The organism is Cyclobacterium sp. L-R (genome assembly GCF_056859355.1).
Window position 1 is genome coordinate 16,646 of sequence record NZ_JBSXOH010000101.1, and the last position, 22,529, is coordinate 39,174.

20 protein-coding genes are annotated in these 22,529 nt (G+C 38.4%); 8 read left to right on the forward strand and 12 right to left on the reverse strand.

What is annotated here, in order from left to right:
- Window positions 1-4 precede the first annotated feature (4 nt).
- From AC13EX_RS24565 to AC13EX_RS24590, 6 genes are all read left to right on the forward strand, one after another.
- Window positions 5-787, forward strand: coding sequence for an HpcH/HpaI aldolase family protein (locus tag AC13EX_RS24565; protein ID WP_482894691.1), 783 nt, complete (start codon window positions 5-7; stop codon window positions 785-787).
- 24 nt (window positions 788-811) lie between these two features.
- Window positions 812-2,116 (forward strand): exo-alpha-sialidase, encoded by a 1,305-nt coding sequence (locus AC13EX_RS24570; protein WP_482894692.1) that lies wholly within the window; start codon window positions 812-814, stop codon window positions 2,114-2,116.
- 132 nt (window positions 2,117-2,248) lie between these two features.
- Entirely contained in the window at window positions 2,249-3,064 is an 816-nt protein-coding gene (locus tag AC13EX_RS24575) for an alpha/beta hydrolase family protein (protein ID WP_482894693.1), read from the forward strand.
- A gap of 101 nt (window positions 3,065-3,165) precedes the next feature.
- Window positions 3,166-5,385, forward strand: coding sequence for a hypothetical protein (locus AC13EX_RS24580; protein ID WP_482894694.1), 2,220 nt, complete (start codon window positions 3,166-3,168; stop codon window positions 5,383-5,385).
- Between the two features lie 244 nt (window positions 5,386-5,629).
- Entirely contained in the window at window positions 5,630-6,763 is a 1,134-nt protein-coding gene (locus AC13EX_RS24585) for a sialidase family protein (RefSeq protein WP_482894695.1), read from the forward strand.
- A 1,058-nt stretch (window positions 6,764-7,821) separates the two neighbouring features.
- Window positions 7,822-9,726, forward strand: a complete 1,905-nt coding sequence (locus AC13EX_RS24590) for a DUF8034 domain-containing protein (protein WP_482894696.1) — start codon at window positions 7,822-7,824, stop codon at window positions 9,724-9,726.
- Between the two features lie 675 nt (window positions 9,727-10,401).
- On the opposite strand, the gene AC13EX_RS24595 is transcribed toward AC13EX_RS24590, so the two are convergent.
- The 10 genes from AC13EX_RS24595 to AC13EX_RS24640 all read right to left on the reverse strand — a co-directional run bounded on the left by AC13EX_RS24595 (window position 10,402) and on the right by AC13EX_RS24640 (window position 18,582).
- A complete protein-coding gene (locus tag AC13EX_RS24595; RefSeq protein WP_482894697.1) occupies window positions 10,402-11,565 on the reverse strand; it encodes an alpha/beta fold hydrolase in 1,164 nt (387 codons plus the stop codon).
- A gap of 510 nt (window positions 11,566-12,075) precedes the next feature.
- Window positions 12,076-13,164, reverse strand: a complete 1,089-nt coding sequence (locus tag AC13EX_RS24600) for a BF3164 family lipoprotein (protein WP_048643099.1) — start codon at window positions 13,162-13,164, stop codon at window positions 12,076-12,078.
- A gap of 63 nt (window positions 13,165-13,227) precedes the next feature.
- A complete protein-coding gene (locus AC13EX_RS24605) occupies window positions 13,228-13,449 on the reverse strand; it encodes a hypothetical protein (RefSeq protein ID WP_048643100.1) in 222 nt (73 codons plus the stop codon).
- Window positions 13,450-13,648: 199 nt separating this feature from the next.
- The gene (locus tag AC13EX_RS24610) at window positions 13,649-14,548 is read right to left on the reverse strand and encodes a sulfotransferase domain-containing protein (RefSeq protein WP_482894698.1); all 900 of its coding nucleotides are present in this window, start codon (window positions 14,546-14,548) and stop codon (window positions 13,649-13,651) included.
- A complete protein-coding gene (locus AC13EX_RS24615) occupies window positions 14,526-14,846 on the reverse strand; it encodes a LytTR family transcriptional regulator DNA-binding domain-containing protein (protein ID WP_482894754.1) in 321 nt (106 codons plus the stop codon). The genes AC13EX_RS24610 and AC13EX_RS24615 overlap by 23 nt, the downstream gene beginning before the upstream one ends.
- Window positions 14,847-14,897: 51 nt before the next feature.
- Window positions 14,898-15,494, reverse strand: a complete 597-nt coding sequence (locus AC13EX_RS24620; protein WP_482894699.1) for a glycosyltransferase — start codon at window positions 15,492-15,494, stop codon at window positions 14,898-14,900.
- A gap of 7 nt (window positions 15,495-15,501) precedes the next feature.
- On the reverse strand, window positions 15,502-16,614 hold the full coding sequence (locus tag AC13EX_RS24625) for a BF3164 family lipoprotein (protein WP_048643105.1): 1,113 nt from the start codon (window positions 16,612-16,614) through the stop codon (window positions 15,502-15,504).
- A gap of 126 nt (window positions 16,615-16,740) precedes the next feature.
- Window positions 16,741-16,962, reverse strand: a complete 222-nt coding sequence (locus AC13EX_RS24630) for a hypothetical protein (protein WP_014021633.1) — start codon at window positions 16,960-16,962, stop codon at window positions 16,741-16,743.
- 211 nt (window positions 16,963-17,173) lie between these two features.
- A complete protein-coding gene (locus AC13EX_RS24635) occupies window positions 17,174-18,352 on the reverse strand; it encodes a 6-bladed beta-propeller (protein WP_482894700.1) in 1,179 nt (392 codons plus the stop codon).
- Complete coding sequence (locus AC13EX_RS24640; RefSeq protein ID WP_482894701.1) at window positions 18,337-18,582, reverse strand: hypothetical protein; 246 nt, start codon at window positions 18,580-18,582, stop codon at window positions 18,337-18,339. Before AC13EX_RS24640 ends, AC13EX_RS24635 begins: the two co-directional genes overlap by 16 nt.
- Window positions 18,583-19,041: 459 nt before the next feature.
- Here AC13EX_RS24640 and AC13EX_RS24645 point away from each other — a divergent pair, with 459 nt between their 5' ends.
- Window positions 19,042-19,254, forward strand: coding sequence for a hypothetical protein (locus tag AC13EX_RS24645; RefSeq protein ID WP_149394788.1), 213 nt, complete (start codon window positions 19,042-19,044; stop codon window positions 19,252-19,254).
- Between the two features lie 285 nt (window positions 19,255-19,539).
- Here the strand turns inward: AC13EX_RS24645 and AC13EX_RS24650 are convergent, their stop codons facing one another.
- Together AC13EX_RS24650 and AC13EX_RS24655 are read right to left on the reverse strand one after the other, a co-directional pair.
- Window positions 19,540-20,544: a Kelch repeat-containing protein gene (locus AC13EX_RS24650; RefSeq protein WP_482894702.1), complete on the reverse strand. Its 1,005-nt coding sequence runs from the start codon at window positions 20,542-20,544 to the stop codon at window positions 19,540-19,542.
- A 21-nt stretch (window positions 20,545-20,565) separates the two neighbouring features.
- A complete protein-coding gene (locus tag AC13EX_RS24655; protein WP_482894703.1) occupies window positions 20,566-21,375 on the reverse strand; it encodes a ThuA domain-containing protein in 810 nt (269 codons plus the stop codon).
- 261 nt (window positions 21,376-21,636) lie between these two features.
- On the opposite strand from AC13EX_RS24655, the gene AC13EX_RS24660 reads away from it, so the two are divergent.
- A complete protein-coding gene (locus AC13EX_RS24660) occupies window positions 21,637-21,795 on the forward strand; it encodes a hypothetical protein (protein WP_482894704.1) in 159 nt (52 codons plus the stop codon).
- The last annotated feature ends 734 nt before the right edge of the window (window positions 21,796-22,529 follow it).

Sequence of the window (22,529 nt, forward strand, 5' to 3'; positions counted from 1 at the left end):
AGATATGAATAGTAGCAAATGTTTAGCGAAGTGGGAAGCAGGTCAACCGGTTTTGGGGATAACGCTTCATTTAACAGATCCTTCCGTTTTCGAACTTACCAGTTTAATGGGGATGGATGTTATCTGGGTTGACATGGAGCACCACTCTCATTCTATAGAAACGGTTAATGGGTTGATGAGGGCAGCAAGGGTTGGTTCGTCCGATCTTATGATAAGACCAGGAAATGGTGAATACAACCAAATGGCCAGGTTGATGGAAGCAGGAGCCAATGGGATAATGTATCCGAGATGCCGTACGGTAAAGGAGGCAAAGCTTGCAGTGAAAAGCATTAAATTTCCTCCGATGGGAGAGAGAGGATTGGATGCCGCAGGTCCGGATGCCCATTATGGTTTAACACCATTGTCAGAATACCTGGTAACCTCCAATAAAGGAACCTTTTTGGTGATTCAAATTGAGGATCAGGAAGGACTTGCTGCTGCACAGGATATCGCAGAAGTAGTAGGAGTCGACTTGCTTTTCTTTGGCCCAGGAGACTTTAGTCTTCAAGGTGGATTCCCTGGGAAGTTCAATGATTCTAGATATTGGGATGCGGTGGAAAAAGTTGCTGATTCAGCCAAGAGTGCCGGTAAATTGTGGGGTACACCTGCCTTTTCATCTGAACATGCCAAGAAATTATTGGACATGGGAGCAATGCTTATTACCTATTCGAGTGATTTAAGTTTATTTCGTAAGCGATTGACTGAAATTAAAGATGAATTTAAACCTTTGGGAATCAATTTTTCATAAAGAATTTAGAGTTAATTGAATGTTATGATAAGGCGTAGGCAATTCTTAAAATCTTCTGTTTCAAAGGGTATTTCTCTGATGGTTATTCCTGGACTTGGAGGACTGAATTTTCAAACTTTCAGAAATAAAAGAAAATTGAAATACCAGCTTAAACATGATATACCGACCAAATTATATGATGGTAAAAACTGCTGGGTTCATCCTCGCGCAGGGATAATTCCTGGTGCAGGGAAAAAAGGCAAACCAAAGGTCTTGTTTACGATGAATACCCATGATATTTCAGGAAGTGATGTATTCAAGGGTATGTACGGATTTCAAACGGATGATTTAGGGAAGTCCTATTCTGAGCCTAAAGCATTACCTCCGTTAAATCCTCGTTTCGAAACAATTGAGGGAAAAGAACATCCCGTAGCAGCCAGCGATTTTTGGCCCGCTTTTCATTCTTCCTCTAGAAAACTATTAGGCATAGGCCACACGGTGGTTTACACTCCTGAATGGAAGGTTATGGTTCCTCGTCCAAGACATACCTCCTATGCTGTATACGATGAGAAAAAGGACAAATGGGGCAATTGGAAGAAGCTCCAAATGCCTGGTGGGGAGCGGTTTTATTTTGCAGGAGCAGGTTCAGTACAAAGGTATGATGAAAGCGATGGGAGCATTTTATTGCCGATCTATTTTAATCCCCATCCGAATGGGAGCAAGCGATCTGATCGTATAGCTGTTTTGCGGTGTAGTTTTGATGGAGAAAACCTCAATTACCAAAGCCATGGTCAGGAAATTAGTATTGAAGACAATTCCCGAGGTTTACAGGAGCCCTCCTTGACAAAGTTCAAGGGCAAGTATTACCTAACCATGCGTAACGATCACAATGGATATGTATGCAAAAGTCAGGATGGTTTAAATTTCGAACCGATTGTTTCCTGGAAATTTGACGATGGAACAGACTTGGGCAATTACAATACCCAACAACATTGGGTTACTCACAGTGAAGGCTTGTTTCTCGTTTATACCAGAAAGGGGGCAGACAATGATCATGTCTTTCGCCACCGTGCGCCCTTATTTATGGCTCAGGTAGATCCGGAAAAGCTTTGTGTTATCCGGGATTCAGAGCGGGTTATTGTTAAAGAAAGAGGCGCCAGACTGGGGAATTTTGGTGTGACAAATGTAAGCCCTAACGAAACCTGGGTGACAGTGGCGGAGTGGATGCAGTTTTCAGGAAAGATAAAAACTCCTGGCTCAAATCTCGGGGTGGAAAATTATGGGAGCGATGGCAGTATATGGGTAGCCAAAATTCATTGGAATCAGCCTAATCAGTATTTTAAAACCTGATGAAATTTCTCTTAGCTATGGATGCAACTGTTAAAATTCCTATCATAAAGGGGGCTACTTGTATGTTTAAATACAAACATTTCTAAAAATGGATAGAAAAGAGGAAAATAATAGCCTAAATCAAAAAGATCAATGTTGGTAATCAGAAACTTGCTTCAATTGTCTCGGGCATTGCACTGGGTGATCTGCTTTCTAATTTTTATAAATTATACCAATTCCTATGCAATATCATTTCCGAAAGATACTGTAATCGAGATTTCTAATCGAAAGGTTTACATCGCCTTGCCTAATAGGAATGAAAAAATGGATGAAGCCCCATTTTCGGTTTTAATGGCAATCCATGGAAACGGTAGGAATGCGATGAGTTATGCTCCTGAAAATGATCAAAGCGTGCCCTTTTATGTGCACCAAAGAAATATGGCCATCGATAATGGCTATCTATTTGTTGTCCTTTCCAATGGAAATGAAACCTGGGGAACAGACCAAGGGCTGGAAAATTTGATGGATGTATTCCGGTACATAAGCTCAAATTATAGGGTTAAAGAAAAATGGGTTTTATGGGGCACTTCAGCCGGAGGGCTTCAAATGTTTAGAATGATAGCCGAATACCCGGAGAAAATTGACCGGGTTATTGGCACTTTTCCTGTCTATGATTTAGAACAGGCTTATTCGCAAAGAAAGTCTTCAAATTTTATTTGGCAATCAAAAGAAAATTTTGAAAATATCAATCCCGCAAATTTCCCTGAAAAATTAATAAATGTACCCATGTTGATTTTTCATGGTAGGAAAGATCAGGCAGTACCATATAAGAACCATTCGCTGAAATTAAAAAGAGAGGTCAATGCTATGGGCGGAACTGTAAAGCTAAAGCTGGTCGAGGGTGGCCACAGTACCTCAAACTGGAAAGTGTACAACAACCCTTTGATTAAGGCTTTTTTGACAGAATGAAAGGATATTAGTAGGTAATAGATTAGTCTTTAAATTATGTGGTTAAATATTTATCATCCCGGATAACATCGTTTTCAATCCTTATTCAAATAATTTAAAAAATGAAATTTAGAAATTGTTTTGGCTTGGTAAAAACAATCTTGATAGGGATATCAATTGTGCTATTCATCTCTCCTACGGTAAAAGCTTTGGATGTGGGAAATTTTAGTGGACTGAACTATTCCGAAAAGGAGGACCCATTCCCTATAGTTTTAACCTGGGATTATAATATTTATGTCATGGGGCCAGCTGAAATAAAGCAATTTGTGCAGTTGGCTAAGGACAAGAATATTGATCAAATTAATTTAAGAATAAACAATAAGGGGGTAATCAATGCACGAATCGATCATGGAACCGTGTATCGGGAAAGGCTCGATGCTTTTGGTAAAGATTTTGATCCATTAAGTGTGCTGGTGGAAGAAGGTCATAAGGCCGGATTAAGGGTAGGCGTTCATTTCGATTTGTTTGAATCAAGTTATGATCAATTTTTTATTCGTCATCCGGAATTCACCCCACAATCTCGAAAGGATACCATTATTTACAATGCTTTTCCAAGTTACGCACACAAAGAAGTTAGAGATTACATGCTTGGTAGGGTTAGGGACCTTGCTGAATACGAGGTGGATCAAATGTTTTTTTGTACAAAGTCCAGTCATACACCAAGAAACATGACTGAGGTTCCCCGAAACACCTATGCAGCTTATAATTCACCAATTATAGAAAAATACACAGAGATTTATGGGGTTGATATTTTGTCAACTACACCGCATAGAGAAAAGGTGGCTAAAATTCATGGTGATTTCATCATTGATTTTCTAAAGGAAGCCAATAAAATTCTGGATGCCTACAATATATCTTCCATTGCAGGAGCGACACTTAGCGGGTACTTACAACCTTCCGGTAAAAACATCTTCTTGGATTGGAAGTCCATGGTTGATAATAAGGTCGCTGATGGCTTGGTGATGTCCAATACCAGAGGCGAAACTTATGCCTGGTTTGAAGACGGTGCAATAGAGAAGTTTCGGGAAATTAGACAGGAAACTTCAAATAATGGGATGAAATTTTATGCCTACATGCTCTCTACAGTGTTTTGGAAGGTTAGGGATGAGCATTCTTTGAGTCACCTTTTGGAATACATCCCAAAGCAAATGCACTATTTTCAACAGTTAGGGGCTGATGGTATTCTGATACATGAAGTTTATCAACCCGACATTTGGGAAGCCTTAGGGAATTGGAGGCTATTAGAACAGGATAAAAAACAAGCGCTTACTATTCCGAAACCTGAAGGAGGTATTTTGGAGTATATTTTTCACCAGAAAATGCCACACGGAGGTTTTGAAGAAGCAAACAGCCATTGGTTTTGGGACATCTTACCGGCATGGTCTGGTAGGGATGATTGGCTTCCGGGTAAAAATAGTCCTATAGGCTTGAATGCGGATGATTTTGAGCAGTTTTGGGTGTCTGATAATCAGGGCAACGATCGTTTACATGCAGCATACGACTGGAAGGTAATGGCCAATTCTGATTATTCGGGTAGGTCTTATTCCGGTAGATCCTCCATGTTACTTTACGCAGACAGAGATGCAGGGAAAGGTGCTAGCAGAAAAATATCCTGGAAGTCCTATTCTAAAATTCCTATAATCCCGGAGACCCCATCTGTTTTTTCAGTTTGGATGCATGGGGAAGAATTGGCCGGAATTGAAAAAGCAGGTATGCAAATCACTTTTAAGGACTCCAAAGGTAATGTCATCGATTGCGTTGAAAAAAATCTAAAAGTTAGAGGAACATTTAAATGGAGGGAACTGAAATTACCTTACCTGATACCTGCCCTATCGCATTTTGTAGAAGTAGCCTTAGCAATGGAAGTTTCAGATGAAGTTGAAAGCCATGGTAGGCTTTGGTTTGATGCTTTTCGCATTGAGGATGCTCAAGGGACCTTTGGTAAAGAGCATTTTACTATTGTGTCAAGCCAGGATGCGATTGAGGGAACCCACTTTGCAAGTTTTAATAGCCGAAAGGGTTATGAAATAAGCTCGAAAGAATTTCTATTGAAAAAAGGTAAGGCAGATTATTTGAAGGTGTCTCTGAGAACTCCGGAAAAAGAAGCAATGGATGTTTTGTTGTTATTAGGAGAGGGAATCTCCAAAAGAGTCCACCTTACTGAAAATTGGGAAACGTTTCAAGTCCCTATTTCCAAACTCCCTAATCAATTGAAAACAAAACTAATTATACGTGCATTGGCCACAGGAACCATTCATGTCGATAACATCATGTTTGAATAAACCCGGATTATGTAATAGGATTCGTAATGAGTGTTGCAATCGCAAGAAAATCAGGCTGTTTGGATATTTTAGCATAGCACCGCTATGGTGAAATTGAAAACAGCAACGAAGTGGTTGATTTTAAAGCGATTTCAGCACGTAATAGAATGTCTATTGCATATTTCGGGATAAAATACAATAAGAAAAACCAATAACCTCAAAAGCAGCGTGCTTGTTGCTTTTTGACCAAACCTTATAAGAAATAATGATAAATCTTAAAACTTTAACCAATAGCTTAGCAGTTTTTTTTATAGCCATTTTTATGGCAAATGGACAAGACGCTATAATCCCAAAATACAAGACAACGCAAATTTTGGTTTCTTCCAATGAATTTGAAGAAGACAATTATTTGGCTTTCCCAGCTATTTTAAGACTGAATCCAGACGAAGTATTGGTGTCCTTTAAAAGAGGAACACAACATGGCGGAGGGAAGGAAGCTCGGTTGGATATGATGCATTTCGATACCAAAAATAATGTCATCATAGAAAGAGAAAACCTGGCGAGTGACCCCGGATTAATTCACCAAATGGGGGAATGGGTTGAGTTTCCGGATGGATCTATAAAGCTCTATATCGACTCTCAACATTCCGGACATGACAAGGACAATTACCGTACAGGGCTGAGACAGGTAAGTGTAAGGAAGACAAAGGATGGTTTTGAGGCTTCAAAAACCGAATTGTCGCCAATGGTAGATGGGCGGGAATATGGCTATGCATTTGACTTTATCGTTAAGGACAAAATTACTTATATGTTGGTGATGGGCTTTGGTTATAGGCCTGGAGGTAAATGGTCTGTGGATGTGATTCAGTCCAAGAATAATGGTAAATCATGGAGTTTGGTTCGCAACTTAACAGAGGAATTTGGTGGGCATAAAATCAATGAAAGTGCATTTATTCCATGGGAAGATGGATTTATGGTGACCACCAGAGAATATGGGCACAATCAAAGAATTTATTTTACAGATGCTGAATTTAAGGTAATCAAGGAGAACAATTTAAGTTCAGCCTATGGGTTTATAGAATCTCATATTGGTCGACCACGGCTTTTTTCAAGAGATGGCAATTTGTATTTATTGGGTAGGAATTGGAGAACCATGGAAGGAGAGGGGAGAAGGATGGAGTTGGGACTGTTCAAGATCAACCCGAAATCTTTAGCCGTAGAAAAATGGTTCATATTGGACAATAGCGAACGTGCGCATATCACAGATGGCTATTATGCGGCCCCTTATTTTCAGGAAAAAGAAGGCAAGACTTTTTTTAATATGATCAACTACAAAGGAGCCAATAAGGCTTTCCCTAGTATTGAGCGGTATGAATTTTTATGGGATGAGATTAAGTAGAGTGGAGGGGTTGTGGAGGGGTGATGTAGTGATCAGGTGATGTAGTGATCTGTGATCTGTGATGGTGTGATTTGGTGATGTCGTGATGTAGTGAAAAGTGTAGATAAAACTAATCTTTCCCTCATAAAACCCAACGCGGCCTCGTAGTTTTGGCCCGGCCACCGCGCCCTAATATTTACGATTTTGTTAAAAATTCTCTATATCGTCATTGCGAACCCTTTGTTGGGGAGCTGTTGCGTAGGAAAAGGGTGTGGCAATCTCATTACGTTGGAGATTCCTTCGATTTTTTCAATAACAAGCCCTAACAATGCCTCGGAATGACGTTTTTCGGTCACTGAGCCTGTCGAAGTGTACCGAATTAACGATATACCACTTCGTCATTTCGAACCCTTTTTTGGTGAGGTGAAGTGAAGGAAAGGGGAGTGACAATCTCATAACGCTGGGGATTTCTTCGACTTCCACCACTCAAAGTCTTTGAATGAGGCATTTTAAATAAACCTGATTAGGATTCAGTTCATATGAAAAATTAATTTCCGCCTTGTAGCTTTTCGACGTTAAGAAATTTAAGCAGGGATTAGCAAGGGCACAGGCACTGTTTGACGAAGTTTTTGGTTAAGTAATCAATAAAAAAGCAACGCCAATATTTAAACCAAAAACTAAGGAGTTTGCCTGTGTGCGGGAGGCCTTAAATTTTAACCGAAAAGATACTCAGGGCGGGCTTTTTCCTGACTTGCTCCGCATCAGGACAGGCCACTGACTAGCTCCGCTTCAGGACAGGTTGTTTACTTTTTGGGCCCTGAGTTACTACGCTTCAGGGAGTCGCTCCACAGGGGCAGGGCCTCACCGCTTCGCATCAGGGCAGGCCTACAATAAAAAAGTGAGATTAAAGGATAAAATGACTAATAAAACACTTATAATCAATCTACAACATTCAATTTTACGATCAAATAAATCGAAAAACTATAATATTTCGGTGTATGTTTTTAACTTTATAGTCCAAGCTAAAATCATGTTGATATCAGGTAGAAATTAAAATTTAATTCTGAAATTAAAACATTATGAAATACATTATAGTAGTAATATTTTTTATTATAATACATCTTCAGCCTGCTGAAAGCCAGGAATTAGATTCGATTCCAAACCTCAAATCCGTACCCTATCACTCACCTTCTCCGCCTCCGGAATGGGCTTTGTTACAAAGGCAAATGATGGAAGCACTCTATCCTGCAGCCATGGAGTTTGTTGAAAAATACACCAATCCCGACGGTACCTTAATCTGGAGAGATGAATGGCCCGGGATGGATGGTTCTGATGACGGATATGAGAGCTTTTATAATTTCCCACTGTATTATGCGCTAGGCGGACCAAAAGAAATTGATCTGCTTTCCAGAAAATTATGGGAAGGAGTTACCAGACAGTTTACTGGCTATGGTCAGATAGTGGATGAATTTGATGCAGGCTATGATTGGATGCATCATGGGGAGTCCTATACCTATTTTTACTTTTTCGGCCTGGCAGATCCTACAGATAAAAAGATGCGGGATAGGGCGATGAAATTTGCAAAATTGTATTTTGATGATGGTACCGAAAACTCCAATTTTGACAGTAAACTGAAACTTATTCGTTCACCTCTTACGGGTAGCCTTGGTCCCAGGTTTGTGAATACTGCTGAAGACTGGGTTACCCATAGACCCATTTTAAGTAATTATCCCCTTCCTTATGACGATATACCTAATGTTACATCCGGAAAAGATTGGAACAACGACAACAAATTCCAATTTATTTTGGAGGCTTTAAATAACCGGATGATGAAAGGAGATGTGCCCTTAAATTTGGCTTCAACAAGCATGATGCTGAATGCCTATATGTACTCTGGGGAGGAGGAATACAAAGTATGGGTAACCTCCTATGTCAATGCCTGGATGGAAAGGACAGAAAAAAACAATGGGATAATCCCGGATAATGTAGGCCTTACCGGGGAGATTGGAGAACATATGGGAGGGAATTGGTGGGGAGGATATTATGGGTGGAAATGGCCCCATGGTGTCAAAAATAAGTTGGAAGCGACAACAATTGGAGCTTCCAATGCCTATTTGATTTCCGGAGATGATAAATACTTGGATTTACCCAATGCAGTAATAGCATCAGTATCGAATCAAGCAAAGGAAGAAAATGGTAAAAAATTGGTACCTCACCGATATGATCAAACGGGCTGGTACGACTACCGGCCGATGCAGCCCATGTATCCTACGCATTTATGGTACATGTCCCGGGAAAATAAGGATTGGGAAAGGGTAAAAGACTTGTTGGATCCTGAGGAAATGGAAAAATTGACTTATAAAAAGGGCAAAGGAGATGAAATTAATACGGCAACATGGTTAGGGTATTTGGAAGGGAAGGTTCCCACCTATCCGGTAGATATTTTAAAAGCCACGTACAATGAAATGCTTTCCAGACTGGACCGTATAAGAAAAGATACTACCACACCTGATTTCCAGGATGTTCATCATTGGCTGAACCTGAATCCGGTTGTTTTAGAAGGACTTGTTCAGACCATGCTTGGTGCTCCCAATCATATCTACCATGGAGGACTATTGCATACTTCAGTCCGCTATTTTGATCCAGAAAATAGAAGGTCAGGCATTCCTGCAGATATGGCAGCCTTGGTTGAACAAATCACAGATGCCGGTATTTCCCTTACCTTGGTAAATCTTCATCCAACTGAAACAAAAAAAGTTATCATTCAAGGCGGGATGTTTGGAGAACACCATATCAAGCGGGTAAATATGATCGACAAATATCCATACCAATTTGATACAATCGATCGCAAATTTTTTCAAGCTGAGATAGCACCGGGATCGGTTGTGAAACTGGAAATTGAAATGACCCGATTTCAAAACCCTCCAACATATTCCTTCCCTTGGCATGGAGAAAACATACCGGAAAGAGAGATTAATTATTAGTTGGGATTTGGATATTGAAAAAAATGTAAGGGAATGACGCTTGCGTGAGAGATTTTGTCAGCATTGTTGCAGAAAAAAAGCAACAATACCGCCAAAATCAGTTTGTGCTTTTTGCCTTAACCAAGGCTTAACAGCCTTGGCTACAAAAATACCACCCCCAATGGGGTTTTGGGCCATTGCTTTTACAGCTGATTGGAGTTCCTGACTTGCTGCGCATCAGGACGGGGCACTACAAAGGTTGAACTCTGCTGGAGTGATTTATTGTTTATAGTCATCTTAACTCTGAGCTTTTAAAATGTAAAGTCTCGGAATGACGTTTTTCGGTCACTGAGCTTGTTGAAGTGTACCGAATTAGCCATATTCCATTTCGTCATTTCGATCCCTTATTTGGGGAAGTGTAGCGCAGGGAAAGGGTGCGGCAGTCTCGGCATTGTTGAGATTCCTTCGACTTTCTCTACGCGAGGCCCCTGCAAAGTCTCGGAATGACGAAAATTTACTTATAGATAAGTGCAATCGCTACACTTTTTATATGGAACAAAAAAATAACAATGATATGTAGTTTAATTAGTGATACATTTATTTCTTTTCTTCGGAGCTGATTTTCTTGAGGACAAGCATTAATAAATAGTAACGAATAATAATCAGAATTAATCTTCAGAAATAACACCAACCTTTTCAATACCTTACCCGATCCTTTTTGTTAAAAAGTAATCCTTTTTCCTGTAGTAATTGATAAACACTGACTTTCTCTTTGATATCATTGTTGATAAAGGACCTTATCAATTTACTGTGTAACATTGAACCACCTAATTTTCCAAAGGAATGCCCATCCCGAATAAGCAATAAGGTGGAATTCAAATAAAACTCTGCCAACACATCATAACAAAACCTGGAAAGCAATTTGTCATGTACTGCACCTACAATCAATACCTTACCAGTAAAATTTAATCCCCGATCATAATTTACCCCATTTACAGAGAAAGGTATGCGTTCAAACTGCTTCCATGTTTCATGACTTTCCAGCATCATCCACTTCGCTATTTTAGATTCTAGTAAATTGGCAGCTGCATTATAGGTCAATCCATAACTGTGCTCAAAAAGCCTAATCTTCTGAGCGATATCGGCTTTATCTGCTTCTACTAAAGACGGTAACAGAAACCGCCATTTTAAATAAAAATAAAAGGCCAGGTCAATGTCTTCAGTCCCCGTTTGTTCCTTACAAAGGTTCTCGGAATTGTTGTACCACAAAAATTCTAGGTAGGAAGCATTTTCAAGTGGTATTGATTCCAGGCACTGTGAGGGGTTGATAAGATTCAGGTTTTTTTGAAGGTCAAAGAGTAGGGGGTTAAAAGAAATCAAAGACTTGACGTTTTCAGGGAAAAGGCCAAGGTAATAATGCAGGTAGGCAGCAGCACCGGAAAAGCCTATTAAATGGACTGGCCGATCCCCTGATAAGTCTTTACGGATATATTCTATGTCTCTTGCATGTTGGTCCATGTTTAGCCATTGATAAGCTTTTGCCCAATTAATTATCCCTGTAGAATTGATAATTTTCAATATGGCATCAGCCTCATTCCGGCCTTTGATATGAACGATATTAAATTCATCCGCTAGTGGCTGGAGGTCTATGCTTTCCTGAAAATACTTGTCCAAGGCATCCTCAATTAGCAGAATGGTTTCCTTTTGCTTATCGTAGGGATGCATTAGGGTATAGCTAATTTCTATTTTCCTAGCATTCTTTAAATGATGATCCAGCGGTACTAATAGGAAGTGAGTTGTATCAAAGGGAGGAAGGTAAAAACCTGTGATTGCACTTAGGAAGAGGAGAAAAGCTATCAAAAAACTGTTTGGTTTAAGTTGACGATACGAGGCTCAAAGTATTTTTCTTAAACCTCTAATATTCAGTGAGTCAGTACTTAAAAATAGCATGTTTAAAATTTTAATCCAATTATGGATAGAATTTGCAGCGTTAAATTATGTGAAATAGGCTCTTTTGGTTCCTAGAGGGATTGTAAGTCAAAAACAACAAATCTAGGGTCTTCTTGGAGGGGTGATGTATTGATCTGTTGATCTTGTGATGGGGTGATAGGGTGATGTTGTGATCTGGTAATAGAGTGAATGATTGCTGACAGGCACAAGGGTAAAGCTAAGAGGGAAATAATTCAGGGAGCTTAAGGTTAAAACCCATAGTTTTTGTAATTAATTTTTCAATCCGGTTTCTGAAGGGGTAAGCTTAATTCTGGGAGGTATATTAATAATTGCCTTCATTCAAAATCAGGTCATATGGCAAACTTAAGTAATTGCAATTTCCTAGGCCATAAACCTAGATTTTACCACAAATCTATAAAATCAAAAATTATCAGGTAGGCTAAACACAGCCAGTCCAGGATCCCGATCTGTGGTAATACCATAAAGCTTACCGGACTTTTCATCTACAGCAATGGATTGTAAAGACCTGTCTAATATCAACTCAAATTTCGAATTTCCTTCATAATCAAATACATAAACTGTTGTTGAGTTGATTTCACTATTTAGTAATTCTTCCCTATTCCTTCCGCAGAAAAGCCCATAAATGTATTTATTTCCCAAACAAGCGCTTGAATAGGCATAGGGTTCTCCCTCATTTATTACCAATCCAGCACCGCTCCCTTTTCCAACAATAGAAAATCCCGGGACATGGTTTAATGGTCCATTTATCGCTAAAATTTCTCCTGTTTTTCTGTTTAAAATCTCGATCCTGTCTCTTCTTATCCCCACATGAACAAATATATCACTATTGGGTTTCCTCAACAGTTTTCCTTGGTGTAAATCCCCAAGATTAAAATTGGAAATTCCCTTGAATTCCTTTTTGGGCTCTATCTCCTTCCACGTGCCAAATTCATTTATTCTATCTCCCTCCAATTTAAATTCAATGTATCGGGCAGGATCGTTTGCCATCCTGGTCATCACACTGGAATCAGTAGCCCAAACTAAATTAATAGCCGTAATAAAATTTTCTTTTTGTTTTATTTGTTGAGTTGGTTGATGCGAATCATCTCTTAGTTCAAATTCAGAATAAGTCTTTCCACCTAAGCTGTAAACCCAAAAAGTACCCTCATCATTGCCAAAATCAAACATAAAAGAATCCGTAATTTCTCCGGGGCCGAAACCAGATTCACCTTTCGAATTTAAGTATTGAAGTGTTTTTTTATCCAGTATGTGCATGGGGGGTTGATTGGTCAACTCCTGTATTACAATAAAATCATTTTTAACTAGAAGATTATTTGGTTTTAATAATTCAGGATAATAATATTTTTGGCTAACTAACTCAATGCTTTTTGGTATGGTCTCTTTTGTGAATACCTTGTTAGAAGGATCTGACTTCTTGCAGGCACAAAGTAATAGACCTGAAATTAAGATCAATAAATTATTTTTATTTAATAATAATAGTATTTTCATATATCAATTAGTCTGCGATTTAAGCTCTGAAGCCATTTGATTAAGGCTTCAGAGCTTTTTATTTTAAACTGTGCATGAATCTGTATTACATTTTTTTTCATCACCTATCCAGGGTCTTCCCTCTTCATCGTAACATATGGTATTAGGTAAACCAGCTTGACAACACACCCAACTTGTACAACAACCCCCTTCGGCCTCCACATTAAAGGAATTAAATAATCCCACACTCATGGCCACTACTCCCATGGCAACAGTAGCTTTCTGCAAAGTTATTTTCTTTTTCATGCTATTTTTTGGTTTATGGTTAAAAGATGTTTTAATTAAACCAATTAAATTTATTTTTCATAAAGAGATAATTATATTTATTGTGAACTGGCTGCTTTTTCCCGTGAACTAGCGGTTTTATCGGACGTGGTGAGTTGGAGAAGGTTTTATGTAGTGATGTGGTAATTGAAGATTAGTGAAAGAGACTGGGTTTTAGGTATTATTTGTAATTTAGCTTGATCCTCATTTCCTTTGTTAACGCCTTAAACATTTCTTTTTCCCTTATGGTCCACTGTTCAAAGGGCGGGAGGTACTCTACCTTGGTTGCATTCGATCTTTGATTCATGATACGGTTTATTTTGTTCCAATCTGCATTCCTTTTTTCAGTTAATTTCATAAAATCTACAACCCGTAAAATTGTTTTTTCCCTGATGGACTGATTTTTTGAAAAGAAATCTTCGTACTTAATTTGTATCGAATTCTCACTGTTTTTTAATGATTCCTGAATAATGCTATTGACTTTATTCCAGTACCAAGCTATTTTGTGAACCCGGTTGAAATCGGGCCATTCTTTTTCCCATCCATCGCCTGGAAAGTCCTTGGGGCAGATCCTTTTCCTGTGATCGTTTTCCCCATAAAACAACATTTCCCCACCACTATCTTTTGGAGATTTAGCATAAAATGACCTGACGGAGTCTATTGGATTTCTAACCACATACAAAAACTTGATAGATGAAAATGTAGCCATTAGTTCTGGAATAAGGTATGCAGCGTGTGGATTTGATTCTATATAGGTGGTCTCTGGAGTGGAAAGCACTTGCTTTAGTAATGGTCTTCTAAATTCACATATATTTTGGCGGCTGACATCAAAAAGCAAATCTGTCCTAATTTTTTGCATACCCATGTCAAAAAAATCAGGTTGGGGCTCATGAACTGCATATACCTGACTGAAACAGGTATTAAAAAAATCCTGAAAAAAACGGGTGCCTGATCTGCCTGCACTGATGATAAAAATTGTTTCTACCTCAATGTTTTCTTTGGGTCTTGACTTCCTGCTATTATTTCCAGTATTATTTTTAAATAAAAAAGAGATAGGATTAGTTTGTATTTTCCAGGCCATTATTTAGTTGGTTTAGTAGAGTGATTTTCTTTTTTATTTCAGTCCATTTTGACTTGGCCACTTTAAGGCGAAAACCGTTTTGCATAATTATTTCCCTCTTTTTTACTTGAAGAGAATAGATTAAATTTACATTTACTATGCAGTTTCGGTTTATTTTGAAAAAGTTATGCGGCAACTTATCTTCCATACTTTTAAGAGAAGAACAGCAAGAATGGCTATTTCCATTCAAACAAAAGACCGTGAGAAGGTAATCATTTACTAAAAAATGCGTTATTTTTTTCAACTCTAGTTTTAGTATGGTTTGGCTGAATCAGTGCTTTTAAACAAAAAAATTTGAGTCCTAAATGACTTATAGCAGATCAGAATATATTTTTTCCAGTTTTTTACCTAAATGGAAGTTGTCAAACTTGTGTTCTATAAATTTTCTACCACTATTTCCCATATCCTTTCTAACCCTTGGATGTTCAATAAGGTATTTCATTTTTATTTGAAGGGCATTGATATCTTTTTCGGGAACTAGGTATTCCGGTTCTTCTTTATAGCGGCGGATATGACTACTGATAAAATCAGTGTCAATAGAGGAAAAATCTTCAAAAAAGGATTTCCAATCCCCCGAGAATTCCACGTCGTCTTCAATGCACCAATAGTAATCGTAATGTGGATGAGAAAGGTAGAATTTTAGCAAGGGGAAATGATTGCTACCCGGTACCAGGGTAAAGCCAAGTGGGAAATAATTCAAGGAGCTTAAGACTTCATCGTCAAAGATGTGCGTATTCACGTCTTCTAAGTTTGGATTAGAATTATCCCCTAGCAAATGGTACAACACCACTGTATCTCCCATATTTTGGGTAGCTGTAAACAGCTTATGGTATTTTTGAATTAAAGGGAGTGAGGTTTTATTGGTGAGGATTAAAAAAGATTGTTTTAGCGAAGTATTTTTGCCCATTGAGGTATTATTTTAGGTCAGGTAAGTCAAAAACAGCAATTCCTGGATCTTCATCTGTGGTGATGCCATATAATTTTTGGGATTCCTCGTCTACCGCCAATCCTCTGATAGAAATATCCAATATAAAATTACATTTAATTTTACCTTCCAGGTCAAATGCATAGATATCATTGGCGATTTCATTACTTTCCCTCAATTGTTTTTCGGTTTTATCAGAATATAAACCAAAAATATAGTTTTTGGATATAGCAATGTCCAAATAGGCCAAGGGTTCGGCTATACCCACGATTAATTTATTAGATGAGCCACTGGAATTAGCAATTGTAAATTTGGGAATGTAATTGAAGGGGCCATCTGTAATGAAAATTTTTCCTTTCTCTTTGTTTAAAATTTCAATTCTATCTCTATAAACACCAGCAGATGCATAAACATTATTTATCTGGTTTCCTTTAAACCATCCCATATGTAAATCCGACATCATATAATTGGTTAGGTCTTCTCTGACTAAATGATCTTCCCATTTCCCATAATTCGCTAAGCGCCTTCCATCAATCGAAAATTCTACAAATTGATGGGGATCATTTACCATGCGGCACATAACTGTACTATCGGAGGACCAAGCCATGGCCATGGCCATATAGAAGTCTCCTTCTTGTTTGATTTGATTTTTTGACAATGATGTGGTATCATCAAGGTCGAATTCTGAAAAATGCTTTGACATTGCGCTATAAACCCAGAAAGTATTATCATTGGCACCTAAATCAATTCCTGAGACGTCAGAAACTTCACCGGGTCCAAACCCTATTTTACCGAATGGCCGCAAATATTTCATTTTTTTTGCATCGAGGACATGAATTGGAGGAAAATCTTCAGGTACCCTTCTGCTTTCGCCAATGATCAACTTATTGTTTTTAATGAAAATTTTAAGCGGCACTTTTATTTCCTCAAAAAAGTATTTTTTGCCAGCCAGGTTTACTGTTCTAGGTATCGTTTTTTCAGTAAAGCTTTTTACATTATCAGATTTCAATTTGTCTTCTGAACAATTCGATAAAGACAATAGTATAATGATTAACATTGCCGCATTTAATAAAACCTTATTTGATTTTTTAGTTAATTTCACAACAGTATTAAATTTACAATTTGCTAAAAAGCTTCACGATAAACCGAAAGATTCTAACTAACCTAAATAAATCTAGATATAAAATAACTCTTATCGTGAAGCCTTTTATTTACTATTTACCATAGATTATTGATGATTCGTACAGGTATCACCTGGAAAATCTCTATCAACCGGTCTGTCCTCTGACCATACTATTCCAGATTCATCAGTACAGTATGAGGTGCCTGGGCAACACATATAGCCACAACCTCCATCTGCTTCTACATTAAAAGAATTAAATAATCCAACACTCATGGCCACAACCCCAGCGGCCACCGTAGCTTTTTGTAAAGTTATTTTCTTTTTCATGCTATTTTTTGGTTTATGGTTAAAAGATGTTTTAATTAAACCAATTAAAATTATTTTTCATAAACGATTAATTATATTTATCGTGAACTGGTTGCTTTTTCCCGTGAATGGGCATATTTATTGGATATGGTGATGTAGTGATCTTGTGATGTAGTGATTGGGTGATAGAGTGACCTTGTAATCTACTGGAGGTGAGTTCTTAAGGAATAGGTTAATCCTTTATTTGATATATGGCAAAAACAAAAGACACTGTTTCTTGTTGCAGTGACTCAAGCAGGGGATGGTCTGAATTTTCCATCTGTTCAATTGTAATAAATTCATCGGGATAATGAACGCTAATGAGTGTATTATTGGATAAATATTTAACATTTAAATAAGGTAATAACCCATCTAAATCATTGGTAGCATTGGAGATGGATTTAGATGTTTTTTTTGTTCTATTATAGAGTAGCGTACTTCTGTAATTTTTCTCCCTAAAACAAGTGACCAAATATTTTCCGGATAGGTGTAAATTGGGCATGTGGTATACATAGTCTTGCATGTACTCCAAGTTATTTAGAATATTTGAGTCATGTTCCTGAAATATATTTAACTTTAGCTTTCTAGAATTCTCAAAATCCAAATACATCTTTTCTTTCAATTCCTTACCTTCAAATACGTAGATTGTATCGGAAAAATGCTTTGTAAAGAAAGTTTTGTTGTCTAAGTAGACCAAGATATTCCTGTCGGCAAAAAACGGAATTTTTTCTTCCATAAATTTAGAGGTAAAAAAAGGATGGATTTTCTGGTTTTCATATGAAAATAATATATTATCGCCATGCTTAGGGTCAGCCGACGAAATGTTTGGAGGAACGTAAAATACCAACTCGTCCTTTTTGGTAGCTAAGAATTTATATCCACCACTTATTGGTCTGTCTAAATCTTCAACGAAATTTCCATTGAAATCGAATGCCAATATTTTTTTGGTAGATAAAATAAGTACTTTCGGGTCTTCATGATGAATGACAAAGTCGTTAATTTGAGTGTACTCCCCTGGTCCTTCCCCAAATGCGTTGATACAGCTTAGGAAATTACCCTCCTTGTCAAGGATAATTACTTTGGGATTTTGGTAAAAGTCTCCAATGAATATATTATCTTCAGTTATAATTACTTTATCGGCCTGGCCAATGGATGATTCAAGTGGTAATTGGACAGTTATATAATTTACTTTATTAAAAACTTCTGAAAATCTTTCGATATTTTCTTCAGGTATGGGAATTGCCATATTTTGGGAACCCAAATTATTGTTATTGGATGTATTTGAGCAGGAGCAGAGAAATAAAAAACTAAAGATAATTCCGGGTAATGTTTGAGAGAAAGAATTCATTGTTTTTCTTAAAAGCCTCCACATGCGAGACTACATGGGTTTTGCATCCAAACTTCGCAGGTAAAAATTCCTTCTTCACGGCATTTTTTTACTACAAAGGTACAATTGGGATAATAATTTTGGCAGTAGTCGTCTTCTTTATAATAACCACAACCTCCATCTGCCTCCACATTAAAAGAGTTAAATAGCCCAACACTCATGGCCACAACCCCCGCGGCAACTGTTGCTTTTTGTAAAGTTATTTTCTTTTTCATGCTATTTTTTGGTTTATGGTTAAAAGATGTTTTAATTAAACAAATTAAAATTATTTTTCATATAGGAATAATCATTTTTCCTGTGAACCGGATTCGTTTTCCCGTGAACAGCCATTTTTATCTTGTGAATAGCATGTGTGAAGACTGTAATGAGAAGAAAATCAGGAATTTGTGGTATAGAGATTGAGTGATGGTGTGATGTGGTGGTGGGGTGATAGTGTGATGTAGTGAATCGGTGGCTGTGGTGTGCCATTCTTTTGCCTTTACCTTTTTTAGCACCCGTTAGGAATGAAAATTTGACATCTTGTATAATGGTGAATTATCTTTTTGGGAATCTTGACATAAGAAAAAATGATCTTGTAAGCTATCTACTAGAATGTAAAATACGTTTAAAAACACTTATTAAAACCACTATAAAAAAAATCACTATATTTAAAGGAGCTAATTCTACCAAACAGCATGGAAAAATTTGAAGAATTTGAACATCGTATTAAGCGGGCTTTGAACAACATGGATGCCAAAATTTCCTATTTACATGATTCAACAGGTCAACTCAAAAACTCCTTTGGAGAATTCCAGGAAGAGATGGATGAGTTTATGCATTTTGTCGGGAATCACGTTTCAGATCATGAACAGCGTCTCATCCGGATTGAGAAGCACATGGGTATTTAAATAATTGTTTGTTCTTTTTTGACTTGGGTTTTAATTATGGAGGTTTAGCAATAATGATATTAAATGAGAATGATTAATAATTCTAATCTTTTATACCCTCTATTTGTTAACAGGTATCAATTTATTGGTGATAAAGTGATCTGGGAATGTAGTGATCTTGTGATCTGCGATGGGGTGATTTAATGATTGTGTGATTTGGTGATGGTGCTTAATGTTTGGGGCTCTATTGTTCTGGTTCTTTAAGAGGTGTATTCGGGTTTTGTCTAGGTAAAGACAGATTGAACTTTACCAGTCTTCAGGCAAGTCCAGCGACCAAACATCATTGACAAGAGGAGGGAGCATGCCGCCGGCAATAAATATTTTATCCTGAAAAACGAATGCCGAATGTTCGTGTCGGCCGGGCCAGCTAATTTCCGGTTTGTATTCAGTCCAGTTTATGCCATCCCTGCTATACCAGACATCTCCCCAGTTTTTGTAAGGGTTGTTGGACCAGCCGCCCATTACCCAGATACAGTCCCTGTACACGACAGAAGAAAACCATATCCGCTCATGCCAGGGGGCAGCTTCGGTTACCTGTTCCCAATTGATACCGTCTTCTGTGACCCAAACATCGTTATTTGCATGGTATTCAGGAGTATAATTGCCTCCGCCGAAAACATACATCTTGCCATTGAGCACAGCGGACTGATGGTAAGCTCTTGGAGACCAGCCGGCATCGGCAGTGGCCAATTCCCAGTCCTTCCCATTTTCGGAAACCCAAACATCGTTTTTAAGGCTTTTTTCATCCCCAAAATAGTAATTCTCTACACCACCCATTAACCAAAGCTTGTCTTTGAATTCCACTATGGTTGATGCAATTCTAGCTGTCCAGGAAGCTGCCTTCTTTTCCAATTTCCAGTCTGCTCCATCCGTGGAAGACCAGACACTGTTGCTTGCAGAATGTCCTTCCAGTCGGCCATTGTACCAACCACCTGTAATCCACATTTTGTCCTTAAAAACAAAAGTCATGGGCAGGTCACTGTGGATCCATGGCGCATTGGATGCTACTTTGTTCCAGTCCTTTCCATTGGCAGAGGACCACACATCTCTTGGTGGCGCATGATGGGAGTCAAACCAGCCACCTAAAATCCAGAGTTTGTCGTTATAAACCATTTCTCCTTGTGAATCCCTGGCTTGCCAGTCCGCCTTTTCGCTCACCTTTTCCCAATTGGGCAAAGGGTTTTGGGCCATCAGGTCATTTACCAATAGGCCAAGAAAAAGTAAAGTGAGGAGGTAATTTCTCTTGTTCATTTTAGGAAGCATTTTACTAATTTACTCTTTTTCCAATGCCCAATGAATACTATTGATCAGCAATTTAATAAAGGGCGCTTGTTTGAAATCCGTAGGATAGCCCAATGAGGTGTAAAAAACCTTTCCACCATAAGCTGTATTTCTTGTCCATGCTATAGGTTCTATGTCAGATTTTCCTCTTGGCTTACCATTGAGTAAAACCACCGCATTTGGGTCTATGATAGGTTTAACTTTGTACACCTGCCCCTTGCTCTTCCAGTTTTTTAAATCCAGACCATTTAGAATAGAATGGTTTTCAGCCCCAGGGTAAGCACTTACAATCGTCCCTAATTTCTCAGGGAAATAGCCATTGTTTTCGCAACCCAATATGTCCGGTACAAAACCCCACCATCCTTCAAAACCGGGCTCCACTTCATCTCTAACCGAAAACCCATGATTGGCTGTTCGCAAACCCACCAATGGTTTACCCGACCTCAGGTAATTTTTAATGCTTGCCATTTGGTCAAAAGGCAGGGCCAATCTTCTACAAAAGACAACCAAAAGGTCCGCTTCTTTAAGTATCTCAAGATTTGGAAAGCGGTAGGCACCGTGTGTACCTTTACCTTTGAGAATGGTCACTTTTAAGTCCCCATATTTTTCATCAAGCATCTCCGCAAAAGGAGGGACGGTAAGGTGGGCCTCATAATTTAAAGGATCCTCACTGATTAGAAACACCACATGCTTTGATTCCTTAGGTTCATTGAAAGGAAAGGTTGTTGCAAATATTGCTTTAGGTAAGCCTAGAGCACAACAAATTAAAAGCGCGACCAAAAGGTATTTGTGATTTTTCATTAGTTGGGTATATAGGTAAGAGAAAGCGTGTTTGAATTTAAAATAGTGAAATAGACAAATTTAAATTTTGCACGGTTACGTTACCTAAATATGGCTTAAATTTTTGATGTATTGAAATATTATCTTATAAAATATGGAGTAAGTAATGGATTTAAACGGAGCCTAAGGGGGTTGAAGGGGTAAGAGTCAACCCTTCAAGGCAGAATAAAATACGAATAATGCCATAGCATATTTTTTTCCAATTTAGGTGACATTTAAAATTTGCTATTGCTAGAAGCGCGTGGGCATGCCAGAGAACGAGGCGGCGTTGGGCCATGCGGGGAGGAGTTTTCTGCTGGCTTGATTTTTCTTTGCTTCGTTTCTTTTCATCTAAGGAAAAGAAATGAAGAGGTGAAAAATATCTTTGCAGCAGAGAATTAAAATTTTAACCTCTCCAATAGGCTAAGCCAAATACTCTATCATCACGTCTCCCTAAGGCTTCGGCTCCGCTCAGCCACCGGGAATGAGGTGATTTCCTTCATTTATTATGTGCGATTAATTTACAATTCGTGGAAGAAATCCCCCTTTATCCCCCTTTGAAAAAAAGGGGGATTTTAAGTTTTCAGGATTGCCAATTGCTTTACAGACTTTACATTGCGTTAGCCAGATTACAGGGCCAACGCTTTCTCTAAAATAACCGGACCCTGAGCGGTGTCGAAGGGGTAGGTATATCGTTCACGTCACCCTAAGGCTTCGGCTCCGCTCAGCCACCGGGGAAGGGGGATTTTCTTTATTATTCCATCTAATAATTTACTCGAGAATTAAGGTGCTCCAGAGGAGCAGTATTTTTGTAGCATATGAGGTCAGTTTCGATTATTAGCTCCAGAGGAGCGGCACCTTTTGATTTATAACGTTCCAATAAAGGCTCCTTTTAAACTATGCTATCACAAGAAGCGCGGGGGCATGCCAGAGAACGAGGCGGCGTTGGGCCATGCGGGGAGGAGTTTTCTGCTGGCTTGATTTTTCTTTGCTTCGTTTCTTTTCATCAATGCCTGCCCTGAAGCTGAGCAACTTAGGGGAAAAGAAATGAAGAGGTGAAAAATATCTTTGCAGAAGAGAATTAAAATTTTAACCTCTCTAATGGGCTAGGCCAAATACCCTATCATCAAACCACC

What these genes read in the sequence shown, in the direction of transcription:
- AC13EX_RS24645 (WP_149394788.1), top strand. Translation starts at nt 19,042, where the DNA reads ATGGAAAAATTTGAAGAATTTGAACATCGTATTAAGCGGGCTTTGAAC.
- AC13EX_RS24640 (WP_482894701.1), bottom strand. Translation starts at nt 18,582, where the DNA reads ATGAAAAAGAAAATAACTTTACAAAAAGCAACAGTTGCCGCGGGGGTT.
- AC13EX_RS24635 (WP_482894700.1), bottom strand. Translation starts at nt 18,352, where the DNA reads ATGTGGAGGCTTTTAAGAAAAACAATGAATTCTTTCTCTCAAACATTA.
- AC13EX_RS24620 (WP_482894699.1), bottom strand. Translation starts at nt 15,494, where the DNA reads ATGGGCAAAAATACTTCGCTAAAACAATCTTTTTTAATCCTCACCAAT.
- AC13EX_RS24605 (WP_048643100.1), bottom strand. Translation starts at nt 13,449, where the DNA reads ATGAAAAAGAAAATAACTTTGCAGAAAGCTACTGTTGCCATGGGAGTA.
- AC13EX_RS24575 (WP_482894693.1), top strand. Translation starts at nt 2,249, where the DNA reads ATGTTGGTAATCAGAAACTTGCTTCAATTGTCTCGGGCATTGCACTGG.
- AC13EX_RS24585 (WP_482894695.1), top strand. Translation starts at nt 5,630, where the DNA reads ATGATAAATCTTAAAACTTTAACCAATAGCTTAGCAGTTTTTTTTATA.
- AC13EX_RS24630 (WP_014021633.1), bottom strand. Translation starts at nt 16,962, where the DNA reads ATGAAAAAGAAAATAACTTTACAAAAAGCTACGGTGGCCGCTGGGGTT.
- AC13EX_RS24600 (WP_048643099.1), bottom strand. Translation starts at nt 13,164, where the DNA reads ATGAAAATACTATTATTATTAAATAAAAATAATTTATTGATCTTAATT.
- AC13EX_RS24610 (WP_482894698.1), bottom strand. Translation starts at nt 14,548, where the DNA reads ATGGCCTGGAAAATACAAACTAATCCTATCTCTTTTTTATTTAAAAAT.
- AC13EX_RS24565 (WP_482894691.1), top strand. Translation starts at nt 5, where the DNA reads ATGAATAGTAGCAAATGTTTAGCGAAGTGGGAAGCAGGTCAACCGGTT.
- AC13EX_RS24650 (WP_482894702.1), bottom strand. Translation starts at nt 20,544, where the DNA reads ATGAACAAGAGAAATTACCTCCTCACTTTACTTTTTCTTGGCCTATTG.
- AC13EX_RS24570 (WP_482894692.1), top strand. Translation starts at nt 812, where the DNA reads ATGATAAGGCGTAGGCAATTCTTAAAATCTTCTGTTTCAAAGGGTATT.
- AC13EX_RS24580 (WP_482894694.1), top strand. Translation starts at nt 3,166, where the DNA reads ATGAAATTTAGAAATTGTTTTGGCTTGGTAAAAACAATCTTGATAGGG.
- AC13EX_RS24655 (WP_482894703.1), bottom strand. Translation starts at nt 21,375, where the DNA reads ATGAAAAATCACAAATACCTTTTGGTCGCGCTTTTAATTTGTTGTGCT.
- AC13EX_RS24590 (WP_482894696.1), top strand. Translation starts at nt 7,822, where the DNA reads ATGAAATACATTATAGTAGTAATATTTTTTATTATAATACATCTTCAG.